Here is a 16,474-nt window from a genome sequence, read left to right on the forward strand (position 1 = left end):
CGATCGTCGTTAACTGTCAAACTCTTCCATCGCGTCGGCATCGTCCACCATCTTCTTCATCATTTTCAACTCCCCGCTAAAGTTGCCCGCTTGGCGAAACTTCTTGGCGATGGTGACTCCCTGCTTTTCCATCTCGGAATACTTCTTCTCAAGTTTAACGGTCAGCATCGTCGCTTTGTTCTTCAGGTCCGCGAGCGTGAGGTCCAAACTTGCATCGAGCACCTTCGAAATTTGACTCTCACCGGGGATTTCTTTGGCCAGCATCGTTGTGGCCTTGATGGATTTTTGGATATCGCTGACGCGATCGTCCAAGCTGTCGAGGCATTTCTCATACGCCTGAAGTTTTGCTTTGTAGTCTTTGGACTTAAACAGCTTTGCTTTCTTTTTCTTTAGCTTGGCTTGAATGTCGTTGAGCGACGCTTCACTCTTGGTGAGGGTTTTTTGTAAGTTGGCTAGCTCCTTGGGAATTGCCTCGAACTCCTTTCGTCGTTTCAGAGCATCTTTCTGAAAACCGTTGATTCCGACAACAAAGGTGGCGATATCCTTGTCAGCGATGGAACGCAACGTTTCCTTTTCGACGTCGGACCAGCTTTTGCCCTCCTTTTTTATTTTCTGACTCACATAGATGTAGAGCGTATCGAAGCCCTCCGAGCCAGTTTGCGTAAGACTCCAGACGTTGCTGATCTTCTTTTCGATTTCACCAGGGAGATCGCTGATCGCCTTTTGAAGTTTTCCAAGTTCTTGGTTTGCGGCGATAATGCTGGATCGTAGTTTGCCCATCGTGGATGTCCTGTAGGTTGTCGGTATCAGTGGGTGAGGGGCGAGGCTTCGCAAAATGCGATTTCCCCCCCCCAATTAAGAGGCTGTAATTGTTTTGGTTCTGACACCAATCGCGTATAAATTCAGTAAAGTCTCAGGACCGCCGATAATGCTCAGTGCTTATTCGGCAAGGCTTACCGGGCGAGAGATACGGTGGAGAATACGCTAGCCATCGCTAGCGTATTTCGACGCTGTTATAGAGTAGGGCTTTTCCGTCCAGACCGGTGGAGAGGAGTTGCCGGCCATCGGGTGAAAACTCAACAGCCGTGATCTCTCGGTCATGCGCAGAAAGACTGAGCAATTCATTGCCGCTGTTCGAGTTTGTTAGTGCCGCGTCACTGGTATCCCACAGTTTCAATGTGTTGTCTTGTCCACATGTCACCACTCGGGCACCATCGGGGGAAAACGCTACAGCGTTGATCGCGGCCGAATGCCCAACCAATTGAGTCAACGGCTGATGGGTCATGACATCCCACAAAATCGCCCGGTTGTCACTGCCGCCGCTGAGCAAGCGGTTGGAGTCGGAGGAGAAGGTGATCGCCAAAACCTCACCGCGATGCTCATGAAGCTGTGCCACCGATTGGTTTGTTTTCAGATCCCACAATCGAATGGTCTGGTCGGCCGACGCCGTCGCTAGCCAGCGGTTGTCGGGTGATGCGGCAATCGCATGAATCGCCGCCGTGTGACCGCGTAGGGTATGGGCCGGTTGCCAGTGGTTCGTCTCGCTGAACTGCCACACGATGGCCAAACCATCATCGCCACCCGAAACGAGCATCGTGTCGCCACTCGCCTGGCAAAATTTGGCAATGTTGATGGGGCCGACGTGTTTGCCAATCAGTTTAGCTTCGGAGATCCACTGACCCTTCGCTTCGTCATGTTTCCAGATTTTGATGGAGCGATCGGAGCCGGTGGTTGCGATTCGGTCACCGTCCGGTGCATAGTCAACCGACAAAATGGATCCGTGCGGCCGATAGTTCATCAGCTCCTGGCCACCTTCCTTATCCCAAAACCTAGCGCCGTTGCCACCGACGGTCAAAATTGCCTGTGCTGCCGCTTGAGCGTAGACCGCCGAGAAAACCGTCCCCGTTTTCAGCGTTCCTTCGTTGATCGGATCGAAACTGCCGCTGTTAAAATCCCATTGGCGAATTTGATAGCGCGACGTGTTGATCTCAAACGTTGCGACCAACGCCATGTCGCCTTGTGGCGAGAACGCGATCGAGTTGATCGCCATTTTCTCGCTGGCTTCCTTCGTCGAGGCATTCCCTCGCGAAGCGGCGTCGGGATAACGAGCAATCAGCGTTCGATTCATCAGGTCCCAGTAATACAAACGTTGTCCGCCGGCGCCGTCCGCAGCGACACAGAGCGCGTGCGTGCCATCGTCAGAAACCGTCAACAAGGAAACCGAATCGTCATGCTGTAATCGTGGGCCCGGCAATTCCTCTCCCGAACTCGCGTCCCAGAACGCGACGGAGCTATCCGCACTGGCGGTTACCAGCACGTCCGCGTTTGGCAACCATTGCAAGCAGGTTACCGCCGCGTCATGCCCACGGAAAACGACCTTGGGCTCGTCTTGTGACTCAGCCCACAAACGGCATACTCCAAAACTGTCCGCGGTCGCGATCAACCCGCCGCGAGGTGCGAAACTAACCGCCGTGATGTCGGGAATTTGACTCTCCAATTCACGACGAGTCGCGTCAGGGTATTGGGACGCCAGGGCAGCGAATTGGTCGACCCCAAGTTGCCGTATTTTGCGGCCCGTTTCGACCTCAAAGAGTTGTGCTACCTTGCCATCGCTGCTGCCGGTCAGTATCTGATTCCCGTTGGGCGACAAGGCCAACAAGCCGCGACGGCCGGTTCCCCCGACGCTCCAGACTTCGGCGCCGTGTTGCACATCCCACAATCGCGTGGTGTCATCGCCGGCAACGGTAACAAGTCGATCGGCACCAGGCAGAAAGGCGGCGGTGGTCGCCAGGAAGTCGTGCCCTTCTTGCAATTGGGAAGTTCGCTTTCCCGAGACGGTGTCCCAGACGCCTGCGGTCCCATCGTCCAGTGCAAGAACGACGTTTCGACCATCGGGCGAATACGTCCCCGAAAGCACGGGGCGATCAATCGACGCCAACGAGATCGTCGGTTCATAACGCAGCAGTGACCAAATCTTGACGCTACGGTCGTAGGCGGATGAAACCACGGTCGAGGGCGACAAAAACTGACCGCTCGTAACCCAGCCGCCATGACCGCGTAGCGTTTTGAGAGGTTGGTCCTCGGCAACCGCTCCCTGTAACGCCGATCGCAGTTGTTGGCGAACCCCAGTGGCCTGCGTGCTGGGATCGGCATCCCAGACCCGCAGCGTGTTGTCTCGCGACGCGCTAATGATCAATTGACCATCGGCACTGTATTGGACATCTCGAATTCCACCGCTGTGTCCGGCGAGTACTCGGAATGCCTGTTTGGGTTTGGCCTTCGCATTGGGATCGAGCCGTTTGATGACCTCGTCGACTAGAGTCGCTTGGACGGGTTCGAAACGGTCCGCTTTCCAAACCAACAAACGCTTGTCATATCCGCCTGAGGTAACCGATTTTCCGTCGGGCGAAAAAGCGGCACAAAAGACCGGTTCGCTGTGTTCACGGAACCGCTGCAGTTCCAATCCTGTGCGGACCGACCAAACGCGAGCGGTAAAGTCCTGGCTGGCCGTGACCAAGCGATCCGCCTGAGCCGAGAACGCGACCGACCACACCTCTGCGGTATGCCCCACCAACGTGCGAACCAGCGTGCCCGTTTCGATGTTCCACAAACGAATCGTCCGGTCGGCGGAAGCCGAGGCTAAGAGATTCGAGCCTACGGTGGGCGATACAGCTAACGACAGAACCGCCATCCGATGCCCTTCGAGTTGCAGTGCAGGCGCATCCAGATTATCGAGTTGATAAATGCGAATGATGCCGTCATCGCCAGCCGACGCCAAACGCAGGCCATCATTCGAGTAAACGACATCATTAACGGGGACGCTGCCCGGAATCGTTGGCGACATCATCCACGGTCCGTCGGGATCGTCATCATCACGCCGCCATCGGAAAATGGATCCTGCCATGTCCGGCGCGGCGATGCGACGTCGATCGGGCGACACGGCAACCGCCATCGCTTCGGCTTCGGTCGGTAGCGTCGTTACCGCCGCCCCTTGGGCAGCATCAGGATCCCCACCGCTGCATAGGTACATTAGTCGACCCCATTCCCAATGTCGCAGCGGAGTCGTTTGTGGATTGTCACGTTGCTCGCTCAAGATACCCAAGGCATCACTGAACGCATTGTTGGCGATGCTGCTGACCGCGAGTGAAATATTGGAAGTGTAGGAAGCGACTTCGGCTCGTCGCAGCGCTGCGTCGGCTTCCCGTCTGGCTTTCTCGGAGCGGCCGCGTTGCTCGTGTGCCTCTTGGGCTGCGGCTTCGGCTTGCTCCCGAGCTAATTTGGCTTCCATTTCGCGTGCGATGGCTAACTCCGTCGCCTCCACTGCTGCGACTCTCTGTAATTCGGCCTGCTTCGCTTCGTGCTTGGCGTTGGCCGCGGCAACTGTCGCTCGGTAGCCCTCCGACTCCGCAACCTGCTTGGCTGCCATCACCCGCAAGATCGCGTACGATCCTCCGCCGAGGATGGCAAATAATAGTCCTGCGGCAACGTATCGCATCGTTTGCAGACGGCGCAGGCGAGCGTTTCGCTCCGCCTGTGCCGCAATGATCTTCTTCCGCAATTTATCGTGTTGCGATGCGTTGGGATCCAGCAACGAGAGTGCCAGATCCAAGTCACCCTTTTGCAATGCGGCATCCGCATAAAAACTAGCGGTTGATGACAACGCTTTTTGCGCGTCCTGATTTCCCGTCCACAATTCGACCGCTTTTTGGAAGCCAAACAGAGCCGCTGCGTAATCTTTGTAGCTACCGTCTCGCCGCGCCTTTTGTAGATCTTGGCGTGCCTGGTTGGCTAACAATACACTTTCGGAGTGCGATTGGTAGGCTGCGATCGATTCTTGGAAATCCTTGACCGATTCGTGACGTGATCGCGGATCGGTAGCCATCGCACGCCGCGCGATTTCAATCAATTCTCCCTTCACGTCGGTGGGTTGAATCTCGTTGCGAGACGCGGCGTGCAGACAACCCATGACGGTGTCGGCGTGATGGGGCGGATGACCACTCACGATTTCATACAACATGGCTCCAAGCAAATAGACATCCGCCGCTGGACCGATCGCTTCGATCGGACCGGTTGCCATCTCGGGCGCCATGTACGCCGGCGTGCCGCCCAAGCCCTGTAAGATCACGACGCTGGATCGCTTCGCAAACTGTTCGGTACACAGCGCGATCCCCCAGTCGGTCAACAAGACTTCTCCGAACCCTCCTAGCATGATGTTCTCGGGCTTGAGGTCGCGATGCACGACGCCACGAGAGTGAGCCAACGCGACGGCGTCGGCTGTACGCATGAGAATCGACAAGTTCTCCATCAGCGATTTGCGACCAATGACTTCCGACCAAGGGGTGCCCTCGATCCGCTTCATCACGTAGAACGGGGATCCATCGTTGGTCGTTCCGAGGTCATAGATCGGCACGATGTTCGGATGCTCGAGATCGCCCGTGACGACGGCCTCGGACAAGAATTTGTCGCGAGCGTGGGCCGCTTCACCAAGACCCGACCGGATCATCTTCAGCGCGACGGTGCGATCGATGGACGCTTGACGCGCCGCGTGGACGATGCCTTCGCCACCTTGGCCGATGACTTCGATCAATTCATAATCGGTGCGTTTGCCAAGGGCCTCGTCCGAGTTGCGAACGGAACGACGAGGAATCACCAAATGATCGGACATGCCAACTTCGGTGGAGTTGGTCATGATCGTCGCTGAAATCTCTTTCCCTTCTGGGGCTAGCGTGGCCCACTGTTTTTGCACGATCGCCGACGGGGTTTGTTTGACGGCATTGGAGTCCAACGCGATCGTGGCATCAAGCGCGCGAACGGTCGCAGCATCCTCTGATTCCGTCTCTAATTTCTCTGAATCCGGATCCACTTGCTCGGGTTCACCCTTGACGGGATCGGGCTCGCCAAACCCATCGAGTGTTTCGTGGGCCTCTCTCGGTGTCTCGGAGATGTCGCCAATCGGAACCGAGGAGTCGTCCGTCGGCCAAGCAATCGCCGAATTTGGGACCGCCGTTGCCGACCAACTAACGACGTGTCCGCAATTCCGACAGCGACCATTATCGAGTCCCTGTTCGCTGTAGTCGGCGCTGCAACGTGAACAATTCAGCACGAAATTTCCTATCCAATTCTTTGAGACATACGCCATCGCCAAGCCATCGGCAAGCTGGCTTCAATACCCTGATCACTCACTGCGGAAAGTGAAGGGGGCACACTCGCGCTGACACCGTTTTCGTGGTTAACCTCTTGGTGAGCAAACTCGTTGCTCGGTCGAATCACTAAGCCGGTCCGCGTGATCACGACTCCAGGGTTGAACGAACGCCACGCTCCCAAGTCTTCGGATGAGCGTTCTCGATTCGCCGGTGCGGATTCCTCGTTAGGACTCGTCCTCGGTTCAACCGTTGGATCCTGGTCCTGCTCGGCGGGGACAGTCCAATCCTCATCGAATTCGACATTCCCAGCCGATTTGCCGCCTCGGACAACCACATCGGTGATCATCTGAGCCACGCCATCTTCGCGAACCTGATACAGCCGATATCGATCGTCAGGGAGTTTTTCAAACAGTCCCGGTAAATTCTTGATCTCCGCGTCATCGATACGAATGTCTTCCAATTCGTGAGTCGCACCGGTCTCGTCAAGCAACACAACGATTCGCAAAACGTAATACCGCTCGTAGGCGATCGGAGCTTCGGACCGAATCATTAAAGGTTCGGTCGACTGCGACGTATCGGCAGACGTGCTGCGGACCAACACAGGCTCCGGCAACGGTTCAACTTCGAGAGGTTCGTCGGGGATTTCGACGGCGGTGACGAGAATGCCCACTGTCGCTAGCCCCGAACCGGGAACGTTCAAGACGACCTCAACCATACTCGACAATGGAGTGGTTTCGTCCCCATTCGCGAAAAAGGTAATGTCCGCAGCGGATCCGCCTGGCCCCGAATTACTGGCCGTCACCAAAATCGGGATCGGTGCGGTAGCATCGCCCACCGTTGGATTGCTGAAGTATTGATGCGTCAACGTAAAAACGAGTTCCGATCCCGCCGCAGCGCCGGCTCGTTGAAGGTACAAATCACCCACGGTCGTATTGGCGTTGGTGTAGGTTTCGGTTTGATCTCCCCAATGGACCGTCAACACAAAGAACGTCTCAGCCGGGCCTACCGGCAAGCCAAAGGAAATGTTCAGATCCGCAACGCCATCAAACCCGACCTGGATATCACCTAGTCCAGCACGGTTGATTGGGTCGACACGCAGGTCAGGCATCACATTAAAGTATTGTGATTGCGGCGTTTGAAACAGAACAATACCCGGTCCCTCCATCAAGACATTCGCACCCGCAGAACTTCGAATCGAAGCATTGGGGCCACTACTGCTAATCAATATTTGGGAACCTGCGACTGGATTTGCAAATCGCAAATCACCGCTTGTCGCGGTCAATTCAATCTGCCCGCTCGCGGTAATCACCTCGCCCTGAATCCTCGCTTCACCCGTCATGGCGGTTATCGCGATGTCCCCGTCGTTCGCAAGCACCCGGTTAACGGTTAGCGAGTCGCGATCTTGGATCCGCACATTACCTTCGCCGCTGACCGTAACATCAACGCTGTTTACAGCCGTTTCTAATTCCACCCCTCGATCGGTGCGAGCAATCAATTGGTCCGCCGTGACATCGGGCCCACTGCTTGCCCCGCCACTTACCGAGCCAACAGCGTCAACACGCAATGCATTCGAAACGGTGACATTGGCCAACACAAGATCATTCTCGACATCGAAGATCGCATCGCCCGCACGAACATCCAAATCCGCAACGCGAAGGTTAGCGTGTTGCTGGATTTCAAAATGACTTCCGGGGTTGGTGACGGTCCCCGAAACTTGCACCACATCGGTTCGCAATTGAACTCCCGCCGTCGCGTTGGCCAACAAGTTGATTCCGCGGACGTGCGTCGCATCCGAGCCGATGCCAATCACCGCACCGTCGAGCGCCGTGAGTTGTACATCACCTGCCTGTGCATTGACCGATGCGACTTCCATCGTCCCCGTCGAATTGGTGATGTTTATGTTGCCATTGCTGGCCGTCACGTTCTGGAGTCGTACGGCATCGTTTTCCGCAATGACAATGTCGCCATCGGAGACCGAAGCGGAAATCGTATTCACGGCGGTTCCGATCATGACCCCGTTGCCAGCGACGAGGTTGAGTGATTGAGCAACGATGTTGGCCGCCGCGTCACCGTAATCCGCGATGCGACCGCCCGCGTCAATCACCACTCCGCCATTGGACGCTTGTACATCCCAGATACTTGCATCGCCGTCGCCACCGACTTGGATATCAACCGCGTTTGCAGTCGTAAGGTTGGTGCGAATGCTGGCACCCAATTGCGATTGAACGAACCCTTCACTGCCGCTGTTGTCTTGGTTTGCATGTAGACGCACCTGATAGTTGCCGGCGTCGATGCCATTGTTGACCTGTAACCGATTCAGTGCCGTTATCTCGACTGCACCCAACACGTTCGACACGGTTTGAACCGTGATGTTGTCACCGCTGACACTTAACACGCCACCGCTGGAGGCTAAGCCATTGAAGGTGACGTCGCCGGAGGATTGAACCTCAAGATTGCCATTCGTTACGGTCACGTCACGCATCAGCGTTAGTCCCGCACCGCTGATCACCGTGGCATCACCGTCGGCTACGTTTAGCCGAGTGACATCGATCCCATCGGTTTCATTGATCCGAAGATCACCGAGCCCGGATACGGTTAAATCGGCGACGGTAACGCGAGTGTTCAGATCAATTCCCGAGGTCGCTATCGCGACTAATTGATCCGCGACGACAATCGGCGAACCACTTGCTACGCTGGCCATGCCGCCGGACGTGGCTTCCAAACGAACGACCCCTGACGCAGAAACGTCATCGACCGTCATCTCGGTTGCCGTGATCGTCACGTTTCCCGAATCCGTGGTCGCCACGTCGATGGCCAACGAATCCGTGTCGTGGAGATCAATGTTCCCGGCACCGGTAACACGTAACTCTACCGCGTCGACGGTTGTATCTAAGTTGATATGTCCACTGGAATCGATGATTAACGTGGCTGCAGTAACATTCACGGCCGCGCCATTGTTGTCTGTCACACCGCCGTTTCGACTGGTCATCGTCACGTCGTTCGATGCGGTCACTTGATTGACCAAGATTTGATCGGCCGTCACGATCGCATTGCCATTATTGACAACGATTCGATCAACAAACAAATCTGCGGAATCGGAAATCTCGACATTGCCCGCAGTCGTCGACTCTAAATCTGCGGAATCGACCTGGGTCTCAAGCTGGATTGTATGGGTCGCACGGGCGGTAACACGTCCGCCGGTGATGTCGACGCTTCCGTCTGCGTTACCAAGAATGGATCCCGCAGAGGCAATCAGCGTCGTCTCGGTTGCGCCGGTGATCGAAACGACGTCGATCGAACTTGCTTCGACCGACGCATTTCCCAGGGAAAGTGTCACGTCGTCCAAGCGAATTGCGTTGTTCTCACGAATCAACAAGTTGCCTGTGATGTTGGCTTGTAGTGCATCGATGTTGGTGTCCAGTTCCACGTCGCTTGCAGATTGGATTTCCAGGGTGGGAGCGGTCACATTGAGCAACGAACCGTTCAGGTCGGTGATTTGACCCGTTCGGGAGACCAACGTCACCCGCTCACTGGCCGTGATAACATCGATGCCCAACTGAGTGGCCGAAATCGATGCCTTGCCGTCACCGACCGCAATCGAATTGACCTGCAAATTGTCGTCATCCGAAAGGTCTAAGTCGCCGGTTCCGGTGATCGCAACCGAGACCGTGTCGATGTCGGTATCCAAATCAACGCTGCCAATACTATTCACATTCAATTGGCTTGCGGTGACATTGACCAAGCCGCCATTGGCATCACGGATGGAACCTACCGTCGTGGTCAGAAAAACCATGCCGGGTGCCGTAACCGCCCCTACGTTCATCGTCTCAGCGGTAAGGCGAATGACGCCATCGGCGACCGAAACTGAATCTACCGTCAGTTCACTCTGGTCGGTGATTTCAAAATCGCCAGTGCCCGAGACGCCGCCGGACAATCCTTCGACATCGGTTTGCAAACGGACGCCTGTAGCGGCATTGACCGTCAAATCGCCCCCTTGCACCACCGGCCCCGTCACTCCGCTAGCCGATACAATCGACCCGGTGTTGGATCTCAGGTCGATGTTGCCGTTCGTGCCGGCAATGACTTCGGTCAACGTTGCGGTGCCCACGCTGGTCATCTGAATCGATCCGTCGGTGGTTTCGAGTCGCAGTACATCCACATCGCCAAACGAAACGACCACGATGTCGCCAGCACCGGTGACGAAACCGGACAAACTTCGCACGTCGGTGACCAAGTTGATCCCGTTGCCCGCTTCCACACTCAGACTGACCGATTGAATGTCGACCGCCGGGCTGCCGTCACCTGTGACCTGACCGCCGGCGATCAATTGGATTCCGCCCGAGAGGACTTCTAGATTTGGTGAAGTCAGGTCGCCCTCGCCATCGATCTGAATCGTTAACGCATCCGTCGCAGTGCTGGTCGTTCGGATCACACCCCCGGTTTGCACCAACATCTGAGAGCCGATGCCATCGGTGTTCGCGGTCAATGAAATGCGTTGATCACCCGCATCTAGATCATCACTCAGTCGCAATTCATTGGCTGCGGTTATGGTGATCGCTCCGCCCGCGGTGATCGATTCATCAAAGCGAATGTTGTCGCCCGCCACTTCGAAGCTTCCTCCGCTATTGGCTGATTGGCGAAAGGCAACGTCGCCGTCAGCGTCCACTTGCACGGTTTGAGCAATGCTGACCACTTGCAAAAACTCAACTTCGCCAGTCGCGGTCACCACTAGATCGGACACACCGACGATGTCGCCAGCGGCGGTGATGTTGGACCCGGAAACCGTCAGATTTTTATTAGCCAGCGTGACGGTGCTTAAACGCACCTCGCCTTCGGAGTCAATCGTCACATCGCCGCTGGGAACATTTAGCGCTGACATTACCAACGCTCGACTGCTTTGGTCTAACGTGACGTCGCCTGTGCCGGTCATGGTCAAGTCGATCGTCGCGGCGTCCGTATCGAGATCCACGGTGGATGCGGATGACAGCGTCAGTGTATTGGCTGTGACGGTCGTTGTATCGAGATTGTCGTCAAGGATTCCACCGCTTGTTGCGACCAAAGTGACATCGCCCGTCGTCGCAATGTCCCCAACCACGAAAGCCGTCGCGTTCAGACTCACCAACCCACCGCCAAGCGTGATCTGACCGATCGTCAGTTCACTCTGGTCGGTGATTTCAAAATCGCCAGTGCCCGAGACGCCGCCGGACAATCCTTCGACATCGGTTTGCAAACGGACGCCCGTAGCGGCATTGACCGTCAAATCGCCCCCTTGCACCACCGGACCCGTCGCTCCGCTAGCCGACACAATCGACCCGGTGTTGGAGCTCAAGTCGATGTTGCCGTTCGCGCCGGCGATGACTTCGGTCAACGTTGCGGTGCCAACGCTGGTCATTTGAATCGATCCGTCGGTGGTTTCGAGCCGCAGTACATTCACATCGCCAAACGAATCAACCACGATGTCGCCAGCACCGGTGACGAAACCGGACAAACTTCGCACGTCAGTGACCAAGTTGATCCCGTTGCCCGCTTCCACACTCAGACTGACCGATTGAATGTCGACCGCCGGGCTGCCGTCACCTGTGACCTGACCGCCAGCGATCAATTGAATTCCGCCCGAGAGGACTTCCAAGTTCGTCAATGTCAGGTCACCCTCACCATCGACCTGAATCGTTAACGCATCCGTCGCAGTGCTGGTCGTTTGGATCACACCCCCGGTTTGCACCAACATTTGAGTGCCGATGCCATCGGCATTCGCGGTCAATGAAATGCGTTGATCACCCGCATCTAGATCATCGCTCAGTCGCAATTCATTGGCTGCGGTTATGGTGATCGCTCCGCCCGCGGTGATCGATTCATCAAAGCGAACGTTGTCCCCCTCGACTTCGAAGCTTCCTCCGCTACTGGCTGATTGGCGAAAGGCAACGTCGCCGTCAGCGTCCACTTGCACGGTTTGAGCAATGCTGACCACTTGCAAAAACTCAACTTCGCCAGTCGCCGTCACCACTAGATCGGACACACCGACGATGTCATCAGCGGCGGTGATGTCGGACCCGGATACCGTCAGATTTTTATTAGCCAGCGTGACGGTGCTTAAACGCACCTCGCCTTCGGAGTCAATCGTCACATCGCCGCTGGGAACATTCAGCGCTGACATTACCAACGCTCGACTGCTTTGGTCCAGCGTGACGTCGCCTGTGCCGGTCATGGTCAAGTCGATCGTCGCAGCGTCCGTATCGAGATCCACGGTGGATGCGGATGACAGCGTCAGTGTATTGGCCGTGACGGTCGTTGTATCGAGATTGTCGTCAAGGATTCCACCGCTTGTTGCGACCAAGGTGACATCGCCCGTCGTCGAAATATCACCGACGACGAAAGCCGTTGCGTTCAGATTGACAAACCCACCGCCGAGTGCGATCTGGCCAATCGTCAGTCCGCCTTGATTCGCGAGCGACAAATTTCCAGTGCCGCTGAAGGTTGCCGACAATTCATTGACGTTGGTATCGAGATTCACGTCGTCGACGGATTCAATGTTCAACTCATTCGCGGTGACATTCATCGCTTCGGCATTGCCGTCCGAGATGCCGCCGGTGCGAGCGATGAGCGAGAGATCGTCCGAAACACTGATCTCGTTGACGGTCAACGTGGTCGCTGAAATCACCGCGGAACCGTCGACGACGGCAACTTGATCGATCGTCAGTTCGTCTCGATTTTCGAGCGACAAATTTCCAGTACCGCTGATGGTTGCCGACAATTCATTGATGTCGGTATCGAGATTCACATCGTTGACGGATTCAATGTTCAACTCATTCGCGGTGACATTCATCGCCCCGGCATTGCCGTCCGAGATGCCGCCGGTGCGAGCGATGAGCGTGAGCGCGTCCGAAACACTGATCTCGTCGACGGTCAACGCGGTCGCTGAAATCACCGCCGAACCGTCGGTGACGCCAACTTGATCGATGGTTAGATTACCTTCGTTATCAATGTCTAGCCCGCCGCTGACTCCTAAATTGGCGGTCAGCGTCGCAATGTCGGTATCAAGCTGAACACTGGAATTTCCGTTCAATATCAATGAATTGGCGACCACGTCCGCGCTGATATCACCGTCATCCACGATCGCTCCACCGGCGGTCACGGTCACGGACCCCGCCCCCGCGCGGAGCGATGCAATCTGGGCACCGCCGCTGCCGCCAACAGCGATCTCAATCGCATCGCTGGAACCGGCGGTCGATTCGATCACCGAGCCGCTGGTTTGCACAAAACCTTCGCTGTCGGTGTTGTCTTGATTCGCTTGCAACAAAATCGGGCCTGTTGCATCGATGTCGGCTTCGACGGTGAGTGTATTTTGTGCATTAACGCTGACCGAGCCCGTGACCGTCGTGTCGCCAGCGAATCGCACCTCATCCCCGCTGACCTGTAAACGGTCGCTCGTCGTCAGCGCCGCGGCAAAGGTTAGGTCTCCGCCAGCGTCGAGGATGGCGATACCCGGCAGCACGACATCGTCGTCGAATCGTAAATCAGCGTCCGAAGCGTCAGTGGTGAATTGAAGCGTTGCCGCACCGAGTGCGCCTGAGACCGAAACGGGACCTGTAAACGTTAACGAGCCACCGGTGTGATAGGTCTGCGACAAAAGCGTAATGCTGTCGGATCCCACTAACTCGGTGTCGCCGATGACTCCGGCATCGCTAGACGTTCCGATCGCGTCGATCGATAAATCCGTCGATAACACGTTCAGCCCGGCGAGTGCAGAAACCGATCCAATCTCGCCGCTCAATAGCACGGTCCCCAGTTCCGATTGGATATTGAGTCCAGCGGGGGTTGCCGGGGCATCTGCGGAATCGATACGACCGTTGACCTCAATCGAAGCTTCGGCCGATAGCGTCACGTCCGTTGCGAGGGTTAAGTCGCCTGTGAGCGTCATGGTTCCTGCCGCACTGCGATCACTCAAGGACGCGCCTTCGAGGAGGATGTTGGTGCCCGCGACCTGGACGCTGCCGTCAATCTCGACATTCTGAAGCGTGACGGTGGTGGCGTTGGAGATGGACAGCCCCGATAGGTCCGAGACATCGCCTGCAAAGTGGATGTCGCCGCCGTTCGTGGTGATCGCTAACGAAGCACCCCCTGGCGTCGTCGCGGCGATCTCGCCCACGCCCACGAAGTCACCCGAGCGGTTGGCGCCGCCGGTGAGATCCACGCTTAAATCTGATGCCAAATTTCCCTGTATGCGTACCACACCCCCTGCCGCAGCGGTGTTAGCGAGAATGCCGCCTTGTACATCCAAGGTGGTCGAATCGATGTCCACGGCATAGGTTGACGCAGTGGCGTTGCTGGCCGTCAGTGCTCCGGTCGTCACGTCCGTACCCTGCAAACGGATCGCGTTGCCGCTCAGGTCCGCAGTCGTGATTGTGCCGGCCGAGAGTAACACGATGTTGCCTCCGCCGGTGATCACGTCCGCATTGAGCGTGATGTTGGTTTCCGCGTTAATGATCAACGAGCCACCGCCCGTATCAATGACGTCATTCGCCCCGGCGAAAATGACCGCTCCGGTGGTCGATGTCAGCGTCAAACTTCCTCGCGGAACGATGCCACCCAGGCCCGGTCCCAATGTCAATGTCAACGCATCACTGGCAAGGTCTTCTATTGTGATATCGCCTGTGGCAGCCAAGATCACGTTGCTACCTTCGGTGAAGGCCTGTAATTGACCCGTGCTGACGGTATTGAGTTCCGCGCTTGGGTCCCCGCTGTCGATCACCATATCGATTGCCGATAACTGGTTATCCAAAGTGCCCGAACCATCGGCGCTTTCGACAATATTGATGGCTGTGGGATCGAGCAGCAGCGTGCCCATATTGCCGTTGGTGGCGGAGGTATCGACTTGCCCACGCATCCACAATCGCTCTTTGCCCGACACCTCCACAAATCCACCATCGCCCGAGGACGCCGCCCCGCGAGCAGAAATGGTTCCGGCGAAGGCCGTGATTTCGTCGCTCCAAATAATGACGGTCCCCCCATCGCCCTCATCGGTCGCGTCCGCGATCAACCGAGAACCGGACTCGACGACTGTCCGTTGAGAGTTTGGGGAGCCGTCGGATTGACCCTGCAGCGTGCCGCCGACTTCGATTCGTCCTCCACCATTCGCACCCGAGACGTCGATCAACGCCGTCTCGGTGAGCGTGACCTCACCGGCGCGCAATTGCACGCTGCCACCCACTGATCCAGCGAGGGAACGCGAAGCGTCGACTTCCCCACTGACTTCGATTCGTCCTTCGATCCCGGCATCAATCGTTAGCCCATCGACGTCAGCGCGACCGATCACGCTGACATCTGCCCCCGTGGCGTTGATCTGCCAATGAGCGCGATCGAGGCTGGTCGTCAGCATGGATCCCTGATTCGATTCCACTCCTAATCGATCGCCATCACCGATAAAAGTGACCGAGGTGCCACCGCTAATCGAGATCTGACGATCGGAAACCGTCAGCGAGTCGATGACATCGATGGTGCCAGTGAAATTCAGTCCCGCCGACAGAACTCCATCCGCACGGGTCAGTTGCAGTTGGCCGCCCGTTGCATCGACGTCAACACTTAGCCCTGACCATTGATCATTCGCATCCGAGTTCAACGACAGCGTGTCTCGCCCCGAAGTGGCGCTCGCCCCGTCGAGCGTGACGGAAAAACGGTCGACCAACTCGGCATCCAATGCGACGGAATCGACATCCGAGGAACCCAAAATTTGAATGCTGCGCACTTGATCCGCTGCGATGGACATCGTTTCACCGTCATTGACGGAGACTTCGATCGTCGCCGACGACGCTCCTGTGCCCCCGGAAGCCCCAGCTCCAGCACCGGAAGAATCCGAGAAGGTGAGCTGGAACGTGTCCGCAACCCCATCCCCTCCGGCGGCTCCAGATCCCACCGTCAACACGCCGCTGGCGTCTAGTTGCACGATCGGGGCACCGTTGAGAACGATGCGGGGCTCCAATTGCGACGCATAAAGCCTTGGAAACACATCCGTCCGTGCCGATCGCCGCCCTGAGGGAGCCCTCCGCGATGCATCGCTGCCCGCCCCGCCGGATGAGAACTGGCGCCGCAATGACAATGACCTTAACCATCGGTAGAGTCGGGAACGCTTTGGCGATGACATAGGAGACAACTGTACAGTCGGTTTTCTCGAGTGGCGAGCGGCGTGAGAGAACGGGGAGTAGTTCTTAGAGTCGCCTTCGGTGCGGTGTCTGACACGGAAAATCCGGAGATTTGATGGGAAATAGTCGATTTTAAACAGTTGCTAGCACGCTGTGGGGCTTTCTGGTGCCGTTGCAGCTGACTGGTTTGAAAGA

3 protein-coding genes are annotated in these 16,474 nt (G+C 56.7%); all 3 read right to left on the minus strand.

Features of this window, described 5'->3' with window-relative positions:
- Positions 1–9: 9 nt before the first annotated feature.
- Positions 10–780 (minus strand): hypothetical protein, encoded by a 771-nt coding sequence (locus Pla52o_RS13730; RefSeq protein ID WP_146595159.1) that lies wholly within the window; start codon positions 778–780, stop codon positions 10–12.
- A gap of 214 nt (positions 781–994) precedes the next feature.
- The gene (locus tag Pla52o_RS13735) at positions 995–6,103 is read right to left on the minus strand and encodes a protein kinase domain-containing protein (RefSeq protein WP_197169226.1); all 5,109 of its coding nucleotides are present in this window, start codon (positions 6,101–6,103) and stop codon (positions 995–997) included.
- An 8-nt stretch (positions 6,104–6,111) separates the two neighbouring features.
- Positions 6,112–16,083 carry a hypothetical protein gene (locus tag Pla52o_RS13740; protein WP_146595161.1) on the minus strand — a complete coding sequence of 3,324 codons (9,972 nt, stop codon included), beginning with the start codon at positions 16,081–16,083 and terminating at the stop codon, positions 6,112–6,114.
- Between the last annotated feature and the right edge of the window lie 391 nt (positions 16,084–16,474).

Source organism: Novipirellula galeiformis, from assembly GCF_007860095.1.
Lineage (GTDB): Bacteria > Planctomycetota > Planctomycetia > Pirellulales > Pirellulaceae > Novipirellula > Novipirellula galeiformis.